This window comes from Chloroflexota bacterium (genome assembly GCA_016235055.1).
In the GTDB taxonomy this organism is placed as follows: domain Bacteria; phylum Chloroflexota; class Anaerolineae; order JACRMK01; family JACRMK01; genus JACRMK01.
Window position 1 is genome coordinate 103,937 of record JACRMK010000061.1, and the last position, 15,384, is coordinate 119,320.

15 protein-coding genes are annotated in these 15,384 nt (G+C 66.2%); 1 reads left to right on the forward strand and 14 read right to left on the reverse strand.

Annotated elements, in window-relative coordinates; translation table 11 throughout:
* The first annotated feature begins 15 nt into the window (after positions 1–15).
* A complete protein-coding gene (locus HZB53_15950; protein MBI5879141.1) occupies positions 16–564 on the forward strand; it encodes a YdeI/OmpD-associated family protein in 549 nt (182 codons plus the stop codon).
* A gap of 88 nt (positions 565–652) precedes the next feature.
* On the opposite strand, the gene HZB53_15955 is transcribed toward HZB53_15950, so the two are convergent.
* The 14 genes from HZB53_15955 to HZB53_16020 all read right to left on the reverse strand — a co-directional run bounded on the left by HZB53_15955 (position 653) and on the right by HZB53_16020 (position 15,383).
* Positions 653–1,027: a cupin domain-containing protein gene (locus HZB53_15955; GenBank protein ID MBI5879142.1), complete on the reverse strand. Its 375-nt coding sequence runs from the start codon at positions 1,025–1,027 to the stop codon at positions 653–655.
* A 22-nt stretch (positions 1,028–1,049) separates the two neighbouring features.
* A complete protein-coding gene (locus tag HZB53_15960; protein ID MBI5879143.1) occupies positions 1,050–2,042 on the reverse strand; it encodes an amidohydrolase in 993 nt (330 codons plus the stop codon).
* 192 nt (positions 2,043–2,234) lie between these two features.
* Complete coding sequence (locus HZB53_15965; protein ID MBI5879144.1) at positions 2,235–3,512, reverse strand: aminopeptidase P family protein; 1,278 nt, start codon at positions 3,510–3,512, stop codon at positions 2,235–2,237.
* A gap of 12 nt (positions 3,513–3,524) precedes the next feature.
* Complete coding sequence (locus HZB53_15970; protein MBI5879145.1) at positions 3,525–4,805, reverse strand: aminopeptidase P family protein; 1,281 nt, start codon at positions 4,803–4,805, stop codon at positions 3,525–3,527.
* A 48-nt stretch (positions 4,806–4,853) separates the two neighbouring features.
* A complete protein-coding gene (locus tag HZB53_15975; GenBank protein MBI5879146.1) occupies positions 4,854–5,753 on the reverse strand; it encodes a hypothetical protein in 900 nt (299 codons plus the stop codon).
* 126 nt (positions 5,754–5,879) lie between these two features.
* On the reverse strand, positions 5,880–6,959 hold the full coding sequence (locus HZB53_15980; GenBank protein ID MBI5879147.1) for a prolyl oligopeptidase family serine peptidase: 1,080 nt from the start codon (positions 6,957–6,959) through the stop codon (positions 5,880–5,882).
* Between the two features lie 84 nt (positions 6,960–7,043).
* Positions 7,044–8,210, reverse strand: a complete 1,167-nt coding sequence (locus tag HZB53_15985) for an aminopeptidase P family protein (GenBank protein MBI5879148.1) — start codon at positions 8,208–8,210, stop codon at positions 7,044–7,046.
* Positions 8,211–8,219: 9 nt separating this feature from the next.
* Complete coding sequence (locus HZB53_15990) at positions 8,220–9,050, reverse strand: ABC transporter permease (protein MBI5879149.1); 831 nt, start codon at positions 9,048–9,050, stop codon at positions 8,220–8,222.
* A 1-nt stretch (position 9,051) separates the two neighbouring features.
* Complete coding sequence (locus HZB53_15995) at positions 9,052–9,885, reverse strand: ABC transporter permease (protein ID MBI5879150.1); 834 nt, start codon at positions 9,883–9,885, stop codon at positions 9,052–9,054.
* 12 nt (positions 9,886–9,897) lie between these two features.
* Entirely contained in the window at positions 9,898–10,662 is a 765-nt protein-coding gene (locus HZB53_16000; protein ID MBI5879151.1) for an ABC transporter ATP-binding protein, read from the reverse strand.
* Between the two features lie 83 nt (positions 10,663–10,745).
* Complete coding sequence (locus HZB53_16005) at positions 10,746–11,885, reverse strand: ABC transporter substrate-binding protein (GenBank protein ID MBI5879152.1); 1,140 nt, start codon at positions 11,883–11,885, stop codon at positions 10,746–10,748.
* Positions 11,886–12,219: 334 nt separating this feature from the next.
* Positions 12,220–13,509 (reverse strand): 2-oxo acid dehydrogenase subunit E2, encoded by a 1,290-nt coding sequence (locus HZB53_16010; protein ID MBI5879153.1) that lies wholly within the window; start codon positions 13,507–13,509, stop codon positions 12,220–12,222.
* An 11-nt stretch (positions 13,510–13,520) separates the two neighbouring features.
* Positions 13,521–14,867: an aminopeptidase P family protein gene (locus HZB53_16015; protein ID MBI5879154.1), complete on the reverse strand. Its 1,347-nt coding sequence runs from the start codon at positions 14,865–14,867 to the stop codon at positions 13,521–13,523.
* A 300-nt stretch (positions 14,868–15,167) separates the two neighbouring features.
* Complete coding sequence (locus HZB53_16020; protein ID MBI5879155.1) at positions 15,168–15,383, reverse strand: DUF2283 domain-containing protein; 216 nt, start codon at positions 15,381–15,383, stop codon at positions 15,168–15,170.
* Position 15,384: the final 1 nt, after the last annotated feature.

Sequence of the window (15,384 nt, forward strand, 5' to 3'; positions counted from 1 at the left end):
TTCTTGGTTCTGAAGATGAGAAGCGCGCAGGCATGGGCGAACTGGCTGAAAGCGCATCATGCGACCTCGGCGGGTGTGTGGCTGGCTATTGCGAAGAAGGACTCCGGGCGCCGGTCGGTAACGTACGCCGAGGCGCTTGACGAAGCGTTGTGCTACGGCTGGATCGACAGCCAAAAGAAATCACATAGCGAGACGCACTTCCTGCAAAAGTTCACGCTGCGCGGCCCCCGCAGCATCTGGTCGAAGGTCAATCGCGAGAAGGTGGCGGTGCTGGCGCGCGCCGGGCGCATGCAGCCCGCCGGCTTGCAGGCCGTAGAGCGCGCCAAGCAGAACGGGCAGTGGGAGGCGGCGTACGATGCGCAGAGTCGCGCCGCCATCCCCGCCGACCTGCGGGCGGAACTGGAGTGTCGACCGAAGGCGGCCGCCTTCTTCGCCACGCTTGACAGCCGCAACCGCTACGCCATCCTGCACCGGCTCCAGATTGCCAAGCAGGCGGAGACGCGCGCCCGGCGGCTGGCGGAGTTCGTCAGCATGCTCGAGCGGCGCGAGAAGATATACCCGTAGCGACGCCGCCTCGCGGCCGTTCGCCACGCTGCGGCAGGGCAGGGCCTCCGGCTTCAATGGCCGCGTGAACTCACGCGGGGGCCCACGTTCAGATGTCGCCCTGGTCCACCCAGACCGATGCGGTCGGCGGCGGCGCCCAGAACTCCAGGAACGTGAACGTCGCCGGCGTCGGGTTCGCGAACCAGTGGACCTCGCCCGGGCCGACGAGCGCGACGCTGCCCGCGCGCAGCGGGTAGCTGGCATCGTCGACGTGCAGGATGCCCTCGCCGGACGTGACGTAGAACAGGTGCTCGCAATCCTTGTGGTAGTGCCGCGCCGCCGTGTCGCCCGGCTGGTAAGTGATCATGTCGGCGCTGATGTGCTCGGCGTGCAGCGCGCCGTCCTTCACGAGGTCGATGCGCGTGCGGTGGTCGCGCGTCGAGCGCAGATGCGGCAACTCGGACTGGTGTTTGACGTGCGCCATGTGCGTACCTCCGGGTGGGGCGTCAGGCGGCGCTGAACTTCAGCAGGCGCGCGGCTGACGCACCGAGAATTGCCTGCGCTTCGGCGGGCGGCAGGTTCAGGCTGTTGACCAGTTCGGCCGGGCGCTCGTAGCCCATATCGAACGGGTAGTCCGAGCCGAGCAGAACGTGGTCGGCGCCGACGACCGCGATCAGGTAACGCAGCGCCTCGGCGGAATGGGTGATCGTGTCGAAGTACAGCATGCGCAGGTACTCGCTCGGCAGGCGCGTGATAATCGTTTTGGAGCGCGCCCGCGCGCGGTAGCCCTGGTCGAGCCGGCCGATGATGTACGGCAGGACGCCGCCGCCGTGCGCGATGCAGATCTTCAGCGACGGGAAGCGCTCCAGCACACCGCCGAAGATCAGGCTGGCGGTCGTCAGGCCGTTCTCGGCCGGGTTGCCGTACAGGTTGCCGAGATCGTACTGGCGCATCAGCGGGCCGCCGACGCCCGGCACCGGGTGCACGAACACGAACGTGTCGAGCGCGGCGACCGCTTCCCAGAACGGCAGCAGTTTCTCGTCGCCCAGGTACACGCCGTTGACGTTGGTGCCAATCTCGATGCCGTTGAGGCCGAGTTGCTTGACGACGTGCGCGGCTTCGCGCGCCGCGAGCGCGGGGTACTGCAGCGGCACGGTGCCGTAACCGGCGACCTGCTGCGGGTAGTCGCGCACGTAACGGGCAATCGCCTCGTTCTGCAGGCGGCCGGAACGCAGCGCGTCGTCCGTCGATCGCTCGTAGTTGAAGAGCGATGTCCACGGCGAGAGCGCGATGACGTCCACGCCGGCGGGCCTCTGCTCGGCGAGGATGCGATCGATGTGCACGAACTCCCGGGTCGCCGCGCCGATGACCACGCCGCCGTGATCCACCTTTTGCTTGCCCTGCTCGTCGCGGAAGACGCGCGGGCGCCACTCCTCAGCCGGGTTGACCTCGCGCAGCGCCTCGGGCGGGATGACGTGCGCGTGCATGTCGAGAATCATGTGTGGGTCCTTGTTCAGACTCGCAGCCTATAGTGTGATACCGTGAAGCGCAGATTCGAGGTCCTTCGCGCGCGAGGCGTCCATAAAGCACAGGGCATTGCCTTCGCGCTTCATCCTGTGCCCGCCGCAAAGCGGCGGACGGCGGCGAAGCCGCCGTGCACAGGACATGGATGACGACCACGCAGCGTCAGATCACCACTTGGCGACGAGCAACTCGTCGGGACACTCGGTCACGCGCCGCGCGCCGGTGTCCGTCATAATGTACGTGTGGCCATAGAACAGGCCGAGCAGGCCGTCGGCCGTGATCGGGCACGGTTCCAGCATCAGCACGGCGCCGGGCTGCATCTTCTGCTCGTACGGGTACGCCCGCACGTGCTCGGTGCCGACGTGCGGCGAGTTGCTGACGAAGTCGATGCCGTGCAGGTGGATGGCGCGCGACTGCGCGCCGTGGGCGCGGAAGAACTCGCCCGCCTTCTTGACTTCCTCAAGGTCGTTGCCCGGCTTCAGAGTCTGTTCCATCAGCTTGTAACCCGGCAGCACGATCTCGTCGAAGAAGCTGCTGACGTTCTCGGTCGGCTTGCCGACGCAGATCGGGATGCCGATCTGGGCCGAGTAGCCGTGATAAGCGGCGGCCAACTCGTTCATGATGATGTCGCCTTCCTGCAGGACGCGGTGCGACGGGCGCGGGTTGCCGAAGACCTGCGCCGGATTGGCCATCGGCGTCGAGCCGATGATCAGGAAGTCCACCTGCCCGTCTTCCATCATGATCGCCTTCGCCGCCGAGGCGGCCAGTTCGTACTCGGTCACGCCCGGGCGGGCGCGGTCGCGGATGGCGTACAGCGCCTTGACGCACATCTCGCCCGCTTTGGCGACAAACGCCTGCTCCTCCGCGCTTTTCCTGTACACGAGTTCGTGGAAAAAGTCCGGCACCAACTCGATGCGCGCCTTGGGCAGCAACTCGCCCATCCGCTCAACCTGGTTGACCGGGATGTAGTCGTGGAAGTTCCAGTCGGCCTCGGCGATGCCGATGCGGCCTTCCGCGCAGCCGCGCTCCGTGACGACCTCGGCGATCAGGTCGGCGAAGCGCCCGCCGCGCGAGTTGCGCACGTCCTTGGGGTACACGGCCCGGCGCGTCGCCTCGAGGTGCGCGCCGCCCTGCGAGTAGATCAGCGCCGGCTCGCCCTTCAGCGGCACGACGACGTGCTCCACCATCGCGTGCCAGTTCCAGTGGCCGGACAGCCACAGCATGCCGCCGCCCCACGACCAGTGGTGCGGGCTGCCGGGCGCGATCAGCACGTCGAGCCCCAGGCGCGCCATCTTCTCGCGCGTGGTCCGGTACCGCCGCTCGAACTCGACGTCGGAGAATTTGGCGTAGGTCGCGCCGGGGTACCACGGCGTGCCGCTGATGTTGCCGTACGGCTCGCGCCGGTCGAGCTGCCCGTGATATTGAGCGAAGTCGAATGATTTCATGGTCTCTCCTCCCTATGCCCCGGCGACCATCATCTGCAGCGGCAGACGATCGGTGACACGGTGGTGGCCGCTGCCGGTGATCAGCACGGTGTGCCCGAAGAACAGGCCCAGCAGGCCGTCGGGCGTGATCGGGTTCGGCTCCAGCATCAACTCCATGCCGGGTGACAGCACCATTTCGTAGTCGTGGCCGCGCGGCCCTTCCGCGCCGATGTGCGGCGAGTGGGTCACGAAGTCCACGCCGTGCAGGTGGCCCGGCCGCGACTGGTAGCCCTGCTCGTGGATGTACTGGCTCGCCTGCCAGACCTCGCGCAGCGTCTTACCGGGCGCCAGTTGTGCCGCCATGCGCTCGTAGGCGGGCAGGGCGACGTCGTCAAACATGCGCCTGACTTTGTCTGTCGGCTTCCCGACGCAGATCGGCACGCCGATCTGAGCGGTATAGCCGTTGAAGCCGGCCGCCAACTCGTTCAGGATAATGTCGCCCTTCTGCAAGCGGCGCTGCGACGGGCGCGGGTTGCCAAAGATCAACGCGGGATTGTCCATCGGGCACGCGCCGAGAATCAGAAAGTCGATCTCGCCGCCGCCGTCGAGGATGGCAAACGCCGCTTCGGCCTTCAGTTCGTACTCGGTCACGCCGGGGCGCGCGGCCGCGGTCATCGCCTCGATAGCACGCACGCACAATTCGCCGGCGCGGGTGACGTAGGCCTGCTCTTCCGGGCTTTTGATATACACGAACTCATGGAAGAAGTCGCCGACGCGCTCCAGCTTGGCATCCGGCAGCTTCTCACGCAGGACCTGCCACTGGTTGACTGGCATGTAGTCCATGAACACGGAATCGACCGCCGTGACGCCGATGCGGCCTTTAGTCAGCCCCAGCTCGGCGATCCGCTGGGCCGCGACTTCGGTGAAACGCCCACCGCCCGACTCGCGCACATCTTTCGGATAGACCGCGCGCCGCGTCGCCTCGGCGTGCGTGCCGCCCATCGAGTAGATGAACGTCGGCTCGCCCGCCAATGGCACGACCAACTGTGTCGCCATCGAGTGCCACTCGTGGTGGCCGGCCAGCCACGTGACACCGGCGCCGTACGACCAGTGCGCAGGCCCGCCGCCCACCAGCAACACGTCCAGCCCCAGCCGCGCCATCTTCTCGCGCGTCAGCGCGTAGCGCCGCGCGTACTCCGCATTGGAGAAGCGCGGGTACACCGCGTCGGCGTAGTAGGGCGTGTTGCGCATCGCGTTGAAATACTTGCCCTGGTCGAGCCGCGCGCGCACCTCCTGAAAATCGAAGCCGCTCATGGATGCTCCTCTCTCAAAATCAAAATGGCCCGTGCGTCGGGCCTGCCGTTATGGCTGCCGGTCCCGCACATGCTCGTTTAGAAACTCCACGACCGTGTCCAGCGTCGCCTGCTGGATCGGATCAGGCGCATAGCCGTCCGCGCCGCGCCGCGGCCCCCACTGGTAGGCGTGCTCGGGATGGTCCCAGGTCGCCCAGTGCGCGTGCTTGCCGGCCCGCACCAGCAGTTCGTACAGTTTGTGGAAGATGCCCTGCAAGTGGTCGCCGTCGCGCCCGAGCACCAGAATCGGCACCGTAGGTGAAATGCGCTGGATGCGCTCCCAGGCGCGGGCGAGGTCGATCTGGCTGTCGGGCTGCGGGCCGTTGAATTGCAGGTTGCGCTCCATGCGTTCGCCGTCGTAGCGCAGGCCGAGGTACTCGATCACCGCCGGCTCGCCCGGCACCAGTGCGGCCGGCCCATCGCCGAGTTCGCTGATCAGCTTCATCTGCATCTCGCCGCCGTGGCTGACGCCGAAGAAGCCGACGCGCGCCGGATCCACGGCCGGCAACTGCCGCACGTAGTGGAAGGCGTTGACCATGTCGTTGTGGTCGAGCGGCGCGGGCACGGTCGTGCCGTACGCGTCCTCGATCTCCATGCGGCCCTCGGTGTGGCAGACGAGATAGCCTTCCCGCACAAAGCGGTCGAACACCCAGCCGCGGTCCAGCACCTCGTCCATCAGATACGAAATGCCGAGGCCTCCGGAGCCGCCGTGCATCGTGATGATCGCCGGGAACGGGCCGCACCCGGCCGGCCGCCGCACGATTGCCGGCGCGTACAGGCCGTCGTCGGTGAAGATCATATGCAGAGCGATCGACCCGTCAGCGACCGGCACGGGCGCCTGCACGACGAAATCGAGCGGGCGCACGACGCTGACGCCCGGTCGGAACGACCAGCCGCCTCGCTGGCTCATGTCGCGCTCGGCCATCGAACCTCCCCGTGTGAAGCAGTTTACAGAATAGACGGGTACGCCGACGAACCCATCGGCGTAGGGACAGGTCTTTGACCTGTCCGGCGCGGACGGGTCACAGGCCCGCCCCTACGCGACCACGCCGCCCAACTGCTCGGCCATCCAGTCCGCCATGCGCGGGCCGGACTTGTACGAGATGTTGTTCAGCGCGTGGTTGCCCTCGTCGTACAGCACGAACTGCTTGAGGCCCGACGCTTCCTTCACGATCCGCTCGCCCTGCTGCCACGGGATCAGCGGGTCGAGCTTGCCGTGCACGATCAGCAGCGGGCAGGCGATCTGCGCGGCGGCGCCTTTCAGCGTCAGCGCTTTGGAGCGCTCGTACGCCTCGTCCATGCTCTGCGCGCCGGTGTAGTGCTGGAACGCCTCGCGCGTTACCTGCGGGATGATCCAGAAGCACTCGGCCCAGTCGTACGGCCCACAATTACCGATGCACGCCTTGATGCGCTTCTCGAAGGCGGCAGCGCGCGGCGCGTAGTAGCCGCCCAGGCTGCCGCCGCTGATGCCAACGCGCTCCACGTCCACGTCGCCGCGCGCACCCAGGTAGTCGATCGCCGCGCCGATCACGGTCTCGTAGTCGGCGCGAATCGTCAGCCACTGGCTGACCTCGCCCTGCCCGGGGCCGTCAATTGTCAGCACGGCCATGCCGCGCCGCAGGTACGGCGCGCGGCCGCGGTGCCGGTTCTCCTTGGTCGAGTCGAGGCCAGGGATGAAGATGCAGACCGGCGGCTTGGTCGCGCCGCGTGGCTTGCTGAACAGGCCGACGAAATGGCTATTCTCAAAAGGGATAGTGACTTTCTCGACCGGCGGCTCCATGTACGGCAGCATGCGGTCGTGCAACTCGACCATCTTGCGCAGGCCATGCTCGTGTACCGCCATGTCGCGCGTGTAGATGTGATAGCCGGTGTGATAGTATCCCGCCGCGACCTGGAAAGCGTTGATCGCGCTGATCTTGCGCCCCGCGGACCACGCCTGCTCGGCCAGTTGCTCGTGCATCGCGGCGGTCTGCATCCACTGCGGACCCCAGTCGTCCCAGGTGCGCATGCGCGCCACGGTCGTCAGGATGTCGTAATAGGCGATGTCGCTGTTGAGGAAACGCGGCATCCAGGTGTCGAGCACTTGCTGGATCAGCGGGTCGGGGTGCATTTGCATGGTTGGTGGTCCTGAGACCCTTCGGGTTTTCAAAACCCGAAGGGTCTATGGCGTCATGATGCCGAGTGGCGATTCGTGCAGCGGCTAGCCTGCGCGCACAAACATATTTGGGTATTTCTGCAGCGTCTCCAGCCCGCTGTCCGTCACGAGGCACAGGTTACCGAGTTGCACGCCCTTCTGCAGGTCCTTCGTGACGATGTTGGGCTGCACGACCAGGCACTGGTTCTTGCGGAAGACGAACGGCTTGAGCGGTTCTTCCTGGGTGGCGGGCGTGTCGATCGAGGGCGGCAATAGCCCGGCGCAGAAGCCGTGTACCAGCCCGTCGAGGATCGTGTACGGCGTGCCGTCGATGTAGGCGCCGGCCTGCTGCGCGTCGAGCGCCGTCACGCCCGGCTTGATCGCCGCGCAGACGCGCCAGTAGGCTTCCTCCGCGACGCGGTACAGATCGGCGTAATCGCCTGTTGGCTCCGCACCGACGGCGATTGGGCGCAGAATCTGGCCGGAATAGCCCCAATAGGCCGCGCTGAGTTCGGTCAGAATCACGTCGCCCTTTTGCACGACGCGCTCGCTCAGGTTCTGCGCCGGCACGCAGCGATCGGATGCGTACATCGATGTGGACGAGATATAGTGCAGGTGATGCTGGCCGCCATCGTGGATGTACGCGCCCTCGACGATGGCGCTCAGCTGGTCCTCGCGCATGCCGGGCCGCACCTGCGCCTCCAGCGCGACCATCATCGCATCCGTGTACGCCGCGCCGCGGCGAATCCAAGCGATCTCCTCGTCGCTCTTGTCCACGCGCAGCATGCGGAACGCCGCCGTTGCGTTGCGGAACTTCATATCGGGCAGCGCCTGCGCCAGCGCAACATACGCGCCATACGGCAAGTTGCCCACCACCCCGAGCGTGCCGCGCGTCAGGCCGATCTCACGCAGGTGCGCCAGCACCGTCTCGGCCGAGTCGCGGCCGCCCCAGCGCGTATCGGGCAGGATCGAGGCGCGGCGCGCGTCGGGCGCGTGGTTGCGCGACTGCATGAACAGCGTCGGCGGGTGCGCCGGCGGAAAGACGACCAGATTGTCGCGGTTGCCCAGGAAGTTCGAGACGTAATGGATGTCGGCTTGCCCGAAGCGGTTGAGCGACGAGTCGCCGTGAATGATCAGCGCGTCCAGCCGTTCGCGGGCAAGCATCGCGCGCACATTGGCATGGCGCCGCTGGTATTCGGCCTCGGAGAAGCGCGGGAACACTGGCTGCGGCATGGCGGCTCCTTAGACGGCCGTGTCCGGCTGCGTCCACGGCTGCAAGCGACGCTCCACGATGCGCAGGCCTTGCACCAGCACCAGCGCGATGACGGCGAGCGTGATCACGGGCACGAATGTTTTGTCCATCTGGTAGCTGTTCGAGTAGCGCACGATCATGTAGCCGATGCCGGTCAGCGCGGTCTGCAAATCGGCGGCGACCATGCCGATCATGCCGCGGCTGATCGCCTGCCGGAAACCGGTCACGATGAACGGCATGGCCGATGGCAGCAGCACGTCGCTCCACAGGCGGCGCTCGCGGGTGTTGAACGAGCGCGCGACCTCCAGCAGGCGCGGGTCCACGCTCTTCACGCCCTGAAACGAGTTGACGACCAGTGGGAAGAACGTAAACAGAAAGACCGCCACGACCTTGCCCTGCACGCCGATGCCGAACCACATGACCAGCAACGGCAGGAGCGCGACCAGCGGCATCGAGTTGAAAGCGAACAACAGCGGCTGCAGCAGGACTTCCGGCGGCCGCCAGCGCCCCATCAGCAGTCCGAGCAGGATGCCGACGACCGTGCCGATCGACAGGCCGTACAGGAGTACCTGCAGGCTGTCGGACAGGTATTTCCACAATTCGCCGTTGCCGATCAGCACGCCGAAGGCGGCGATGACCGCGGAGGGGTAGGTGAAGGTCAGATTATTGACGCCGCGTCCGAAGTACTCCCAGGCGCCAATCACGATCACCAGCGAGGCGCCGCGCACGCCCAGCGTGTAGAGCGACGCGTTACGGCGCTGGCGCGCCTCGATCGCGCGGCTCGTCAGCTTGCGCGCGGCGGGTTGCACGGTGGCGGTCATGTCAGCCCTCCTTCCGGGCGTGGGCCCACGGCACCAGCCAGCGTTCGAGCCAGTTGGACAGCGTCACCAGCGTCACGCCGAGGAAGGCCAGCGTCAGCACCGGCACGAACACCATTTCCGGCTGATAGCGGTTGGTGTAGACGGCGATCATGCGGCCGACCCCCGAGGCCGTCGCATACAGGTCGGCGACGACCATGGCGAGCAGCGCGCGTGGAATCGCAATGCGCAAGCCGGCGGCGATGAACGGCAAGGCGCCGGGCAGCACGACGTCGCGCCACAATTGCCATTCGTTCGTGCGGAACGAGCGCGCCACTTCCATCAAGCGCCCGTCCACGTTCTTGACGCCCTGATAGGTGTTGACCACCATCGGGAAGAAGGTGAAGAGTATGACGATCACGATGCCCGTCAGTTCGCCCGAGTTGAGCCAGCGCTGAATCAGCGGCGCGATGGCGATCATCGGCAGAGAGAACAGGACGGTAATATAGGTGTCCAGCGCGAGGTCGACCAGTCGGAAGCGCGCCATGACCAGGCCCAGGCCGAGCCCGCTGGATATGCCGATGACGGCGCCGATGAGCATGGTCTGGAGGCTCAGCGACAGGTAGTGCCACAGTTCGCCGCTGCCCAAGGCGACACCGAATGACTGCGCAATCAGCGAGAGGGGCGCAAACTGCAACGGGCTGGCGCGCGCGCCGAAATATTCCCAGACCCCGCCCAGCACGAGCAACACGGCGACGCGCAGGCCGATCAACTGCAACCGTTCGCGCCGCTGGACGCGCGCGGCGGCTTCATTGCGGCGCGCCGAAGTAACCACCGGCGCTGTATGGGCAGTAGTCATGCGGGCCTCGTCCTAATGCAATTCATGCCGCATCTGGTTCCAGATGTGGCTGCGCAATTCGATAAACTGGTGGCTGGTCTTGATCGCGTCGAGCGTGCGTTCGCCGGGGATGTCAATGGCAAGGATCTCGCGCACGCGCGCCGGGCGCGGCGTCAGGATCAGGACGCGGTGCCCCAGCGCCAGCGCCTCGTCGATGCTGTGCGTGATGAACACGATCGTCTTCGGCTCGCGGCCCAGGATGCCGAGCAGTTGCTCCTGCAGGATTTCGCGCGTCTGCGCGTCCACCGATGCGAACGGCTCGTCCATCAGCAGGACCTTGGGGTTCACGGCCAGCGCGCGCGCCAGACCGGCGCGCTGCTGCATGCCGCCCGACATTTGGTAGGGGTAGGCTTTCTCGAAACCGCTCAAGCCGACCATCTTGACGTAATGCATGACCGTGTCGCGGATTTCACCCTTCGGCCGGCGCTGGAGCGCCAGCCCGTAGGCGATGTTGTCGTACACGGTTTTCCACGGGAACAGTCCGAAGTGCTGGAAGACCATCGCGACATCCGGGCGCGGCTGCTTGACCTCCGCGCCGTCGATCAGGATGCGCCCGGTCGTCAGGGGAATCAGCCCGTCAATACAGCGCAGCAGCGTGGTCTTGCCGCAGCCGCTCGGCCCGAGGATCGTCAAGACCTCGTTCTCCGTGACTTGCAGGTTCAGATCCTCAAAAACGACGACGGTCCCTTCCACGTAGGTCTTGGTCGCGCCTTCCATTGCGATCTTGGTCGCGGGCATGCCGTTCTCCTGAACGAAAGTCCGGCAGACCCTCCGGGTTGGGGCAGCCCGAAGGGTCTGCAGTCTACGAGCTTAGCTGATGCTTAGTACGTGCACTTGCCGGGCGTCTCGGCGCCGGTCCAGGCCCCGCCGACCAGCTTGAGCGCTTCGTTCGTGATGGTCAGATCGTAGAAATCCTCGAACTTGGGCGCTTTGCCCGCCACGATTTCGCCCAGCTTCAGCGAGTTTTCGTTGGTCCAATCGACCTTTGCCTTGACGATGCCTGTGTTGACGGACCACATGCAGCGCTGGACGTAGATGTCGTATGCCGGCGACAGGTAATCGACCTGGTTGTTGGTCACCGTCGCGGCCAGCTTGAGGAACTCGTCCTTGTTCTTGTAGATCCAGCGGTTGGTTTCGATCAGCGCGGCGGTGAAGTTGACGAAGTCCGCGCGGCGTGCCTGGACCTGCGTGTCGTCGCCGCCCCACTGGTTGAACTGCGAGTTGGGGAATGTGTCGGCCAACTGCACCAGCACGTGCACGCCCGGCTTCTCCTTCGCCGCGCGGAACGTGTTCTCGGTGTGGTCGATGATCGCGTCGACCTGGCCGTTGACCAGCGCGGCGGTCTGGCCGGCGGTGGTCGTGATAACCCACTTCACATCATCACCCGTCATGCCGACCGTCCCCAGAATCTGGCGCGTCCACAATTCCGGGTTGCCGCCCGGCGCTTCGATCGCCACGCGCTTGCCCTTCAAGTCCTGGATGGTCTTGATTTCCGGCTGGACGATCATCGCGTTCGGATAGACCATCGACTGGCCCCAGAAGATGTGGCACTTCTGGCCGCGCGAGACGGTCACGTTGCTGCACGAGCCGAGGTCGAGTTGGCCCGCTTGCGCGGCGCGCGTCAGCGCCTGGCCGCCTTCAAACGGGATGACTTCGACGTCGAGCCCGTACTTGGCGAAAAAGCCCTTCGCGACGGCGATATTGGGCGGCGTGTGCACGAGCTTCGGCGGCGACACGGCGGCGCCGACTTTCAGTTTGACGAGCGGCTTGGGCGCGGCCGTCGGGGCGGTTGTCGGCGCGGCGGCCGCCGGCTTGGTAGGCGCGGCTGTCGGGGCGGCCGGCGCGGTCGTCGCTGCCGCAGCGGGCGCGGACGTCGGGGCGGGCGTGGCGGACGGGCCACATGCGACGAGCAGCGCCAGCAGAGCCGCCACAATCAGCCAGTGGATCTTAGTGAAGCGCATTTTCATTCTCCTCCTCAAGGAAGAATCGTTGAACTTGCTGGTCGAATCGGTTGTAACGTGCACAGTTCCGGAGGACATCACCTCCTCGCGTTTGCGGCTGTCAGTCTCAACTCCGCGCCCGTGGGTGGCGGGGCGGCTTGACGACGGTCAATTCGATTGGGTACTTCGTGATTGCTTCCTTGCCGGCCTCGGTGATGAACTATGTGCGGCCCAGGAAGATGCCGAGCAGGCCGCATGAGCCGGTTCGCCGTGCACCTTCGCAAAGTCGAAGGTCTTCATCAGGCCGCTCCTCGGTGAACGTCTCGGTTCACGATGCGCCATGATCAAAGCCACGCTACGCCAGCAACCCCCACGGCTCTTCGATCAAGGCGGCCAACGCGTCGAGGAACTGCGCGCCGCGCGCGCCGTCCACCACGCGATGATCGCACGACAGCGTCAACACCATCACGGGACGCACGGCTGGCTGGCCGTTCACCGGCACCACCCGCTCGGCGATACGCCCGACCGCGAGGATCGCCGCCTGCGGCGGGTTGACGATCGCGTTGAAGGCGTCCACGCCGTACATGCCGAGGTTGCTGAGCGTGAACGTGCCGTCGGCGATGTCGGCCGGGCGCAGCTTGCGCCCGTTGGCGCGCTCCACCAACTGCTGCCGCTGCGCCGCGATCTCGCCGATCGTCAGCCGGTCGGCATGGCGGATCACCGGCACGACGAGGCCGTCCTCGACCGCCGTCGCGATGCCGACGTTGATCTCGGCATTGGCGCGCACGGTGTTGCCGGTCCAGCTTGCGTGCAGGCGCGGGTGATTGCGCAGAGCGGACGCGACCAGTTTAACGAGCAGGTCGGTGTACGTCGGCTTGACGCCCGACCGCTTCTCGACCGCCGGAGCGATGCGCGCGCGCAGGTCAATCAGGCCGCTGGCCAGCACCTCGCGCGTTAGATAGAAGTGAGGCGCTTGCGTCCAACTGGCTGACATACGCTCGGCCATGATGCGCCAGACTGTGCTCAGTGGCGCGTCGGCCGGGGTAGCCTGCGGCTGCACAGCAACCGCAGGCGGCAGCGCCGGCACATCGGCCGCCAGCACCGCGTCGCCGGGACCGCTGCCCACCACCGCCGCGATATCGACGCCGCGCTCGACGGCCAGGCGGCGCGCCTTGGGCGAAGCGGGCAGTAACTGCGCACCATCCGACGAGGCAACCGGCGCAGTCGCCGTTGGGAACTTCTGGCTTTCGACAAACGTCAACACATCGGACTTCTCGATGCGAGGTCCGATCGCCTTTACGCTCGCCAGATCGACGCCATGCTCTTCCGCCACGCGGCGCGCCAACGGCGTCACGTCCAGCGGCGCGGCGGGCGCTTTGGCGGCAGGCGCGGTCGGCCCTTTTTCGCCGGGCGCGAGGATCAGTGCGATCGTCTGGCCGACCGGCACGACGTCGCCGGCGTGCGCGCGCACCGCACTCAAGGTTCCCGTCGCCGGCGCCTCGATCTCGACCGTGACCTTGTCGGTCTCGATCTCCATCAGCGGCTCGCCCTTGCTCACCGCTTCGCCCTCGCGCTTGCGCCACGCGATCAGCTTGCCGGTATCCTGCGCCATTTCGAGCGCGGGCATGATGACGTTCGTCGGCATGTGCGTACGCCTCAGGAGATCGCTTCGACGCGCGCGCTGCGCGTTACGGCGGCGACCATGTTCATGACGGTCGCGCTCGGCTCCGGTTCGTGCGTGCGGGTCGTCGCCAGCGGGCCGGTCGCGGTATAGTAGTGATGCCCGGCGACCATTAGTTCGTTGGCCGGGAAGCGCGTGATGATCTCGTGTCCCTTCTCGGTGACGACGATCTCTTCCTCGATGCGCGCGGCGCTCCAGCCGTCGCTCGACGGCCAGAATGTCTCCAGCGCAAAGACCATGCCGGGCTTGATCTCGTGCGGCGAGTCGAGCGAGACGAGGCGGCTGATGACCGGCTTCTCCCAGATCGCGAGGCCGACACCGTGCCCGTACTGCAGCGCGAACGCCGCTTCCTCGTCCTTGAAGCCGAACTCTTGCGCCTTCGGCCAGACGGCCGCGATTTCGCCGGTCGTGCGGCCGGGCCGCACCAGTTCGATCGCCGCGTCGAGGTAGTCGCGGCAGCGCTTGTAGGCGTCCACCATGGCCGGCGACGAATAGCCGATGACGAACGTGCGGTAGTAGCAGGTGCGGTAGCCCATGTACGACTGCAGGATGTCGTAGTAGACCGGGTCGCCGGGGCGCAACATGCGGTCCGAGAAGACGTGCGGGTGCGGGTTGCAGCGCTCGCCGCTGATGGCGTTGACCGACTCGACGTACTCGGAGCCGAGGTCGTACAGCACCTTGCTGACCAGCCCGACCGCCTCGTTCTCGCGCATGCCGGGCACCATGGCCCTGTAGAGCTCGTCGTACGCGGCGTCCACCTGGGCGGCGGCGTGCGTCAGCAGGGCGATCTCGTCCACGGTCTTGATCTCGCGCGCGTCGGACATGATCTGTTGGCCGTCGACGATCTTGATGCCTTCGGCTTCCAGCGCACGCAGGATCGGGATCTCGAGGACGTCGACGCCGAGCGCCTCGTGCATCAGGCCGCGCGCTTCGAGTTCGACGCGTATCTTGCGCGCTACGTTTTCGGCGCGGCCCATCTCCGGCGACATCGCGCCGCGCAGCAGCGGGATGCCCGCGCGCGAGCGCTCGCCCATCCACGGCGAATACAACTGGTGGTGGCGCGCCGCCGAGCCGAAGTCCCACAGGATCGGCTCGTCGTCCTGCGGCAGCAGCGTGAAGCGGCTGATCTTGTCCTGCGCCCAGGTGCCGATGTGCGTGGCGGTGATGTAGCGTACGTTGTTCATATCGAAGCAGAGCAGCGCGCCCATGTCCGATTTCTTCAACAGGTCGCGCACGCGCTGCAGCCGCTCGCGGCGCAGGCGGTCGAAGTCGATCCGCTGTTCCCAGTCAACGGCCATCGTGCCGTAGGTTTTGATGGTCATATTCTCCCCTTTACGGTCGTTTCAAAGCCCTGCAGCATGGAACAGAGCGCCAGACATTACGTGTTTGTCATCCATGTCCTATGCACGGCGGCTTCGCCGCCGTCCGCCGCTTTGCGGCGGGCACAGGGCATGCATAACAATCTGAGGCGCGTGCTTACGCCCTTCCGCACAGCGTCTTCGCCATTTCAAACACGGCTTGCTCGGTCGGCACCGTCGCGTCCTCCAGCGGCGGCGAGAACGGCGTCGTCTGCGCCTGCCCGCAACAGGCGTTGACCATCTCACACACCGGTGTGCGGTCGCCTATGCCGGAACACTTGCAGCCAAATCGAACTCCACCCGCATGGTGCGCCCCAATGTGTCTGACGCATCCAGCACCTCGATGCCAACCAACTTCTCCTGTCCGTCGAAGTCCGCGTGCACGCCGGGTGAGACCGTTTCCGTGCGCGCCGCCCGTGTGCCCGGCTCTGCGAACCAGATGTAAAGCAGGTCGCGCCGGCTATCGTATTCGATTTTCATG

Bases quoted from the DNA above. Each gene is read 5' to 3' on its own strand.
- HZB53_15950 (MBI5879141.1), top strand. From the start codon at position 16: ATGAGAAGCGCGCAGGCATGGGCGAACTGGCTGAAAGCGCATCATGCG.
- HZB53_15955 (MBI5879142.1), bottom strand. From the start codon at position 1,027: ATGGCGCACGTCAAACACCAGTCCGAGTTGCCGCATCTGCGCTCGACG.
- HZB53_15960 (MBI5879143.1), bottom strand. From the start codon at position 2,042: ATGATTCTCGACATGCACGCGCACGTCATCCCGCCCGAGGCGCTGCGC.
- HZB53_15965 (MBI5879144.1), bottom strand. From the start codon at position 3,512: ATGAAATCATTCGACTTCGCTCAATATCACGGGCAGCTCGACCGGCGC.
- HZB53_15970 (MBI5879145.1), bottom strand. From the start codon at position 4,805: ATGAGCGGCTTCGATTTTCAGGAGGTGCGCGCGCGGCTCGACCAGGGC.
- HZB53_15975 (MBI5879146.1), bottom strand. From the start codon at position 5,753: ATGAGCCAGCGAGGCGGCTGGTCGTTCCGACCGGGCGTCAGCGTCGTG.
- HZB53_15980 (MBI5879147.1), bottom strand. From the start codon at position 6,959: ATGCAAATGCACCCCGACCCGCTGATCCAGCAAGTGCTCGACACCTGG.
- HZB53_15985 (MBI5879148.1), bottom strand. From the start codon at position 8,210: ATGCCGCAGCCAGTGTTCCCGCGCTTCTCCGAGGCCGAATACCAGCGG.
- HZB53_15990 (MBI5879149.1), bottom strand. From the start codon at position 9,050: ATGACCGCCACCGTGCAACCCGCCGCGCGCAAGCTGACGAGCCGCGCG.
- HZB53_15995 (MBI5879150.1), bottom strand. From the start codon at position 9,885: ATGACTACTGCCCATACAGCGCCGGTGGTTACTTCGGCGCGCCGCAAT.
- HZB53_16000 (MBI5879151.1), bottom strand. From the start codon at position 10,662: ATGCCCGCGACCAAGATCGCAATGGAAGGCGCGACCAAGACCTACGTG.
- HZB53_16005 (MBI5879152.1), bottom strand. From the start codon at position 11,885: ATGCGCTTCACTAAGATCCACTGGCTGATTGTGGCGGCTCTGCTGGCG.
- HZB53_16010 (MBI5879153.1), bottom strand. From the start codon at position 13,509: ATGCCGACGAACGTCATCATGCCCGCGCTCGAAATGGCGCAGGATACC.
- HZB53_16015 (MBI5879154.1), bottom strand. From the start codon at position 14,867: ATGACCATCAAAACCTACGGCACGATGGCCGTTGACTGGGAACAGCGG.
- HZB53_16020 (MBI5879155.1), bottom strand. From the start codon at position 15,383: ATGAAAATCGAATACGATAGCCGGCGCGACCTGCTTTACATCTGGTTC.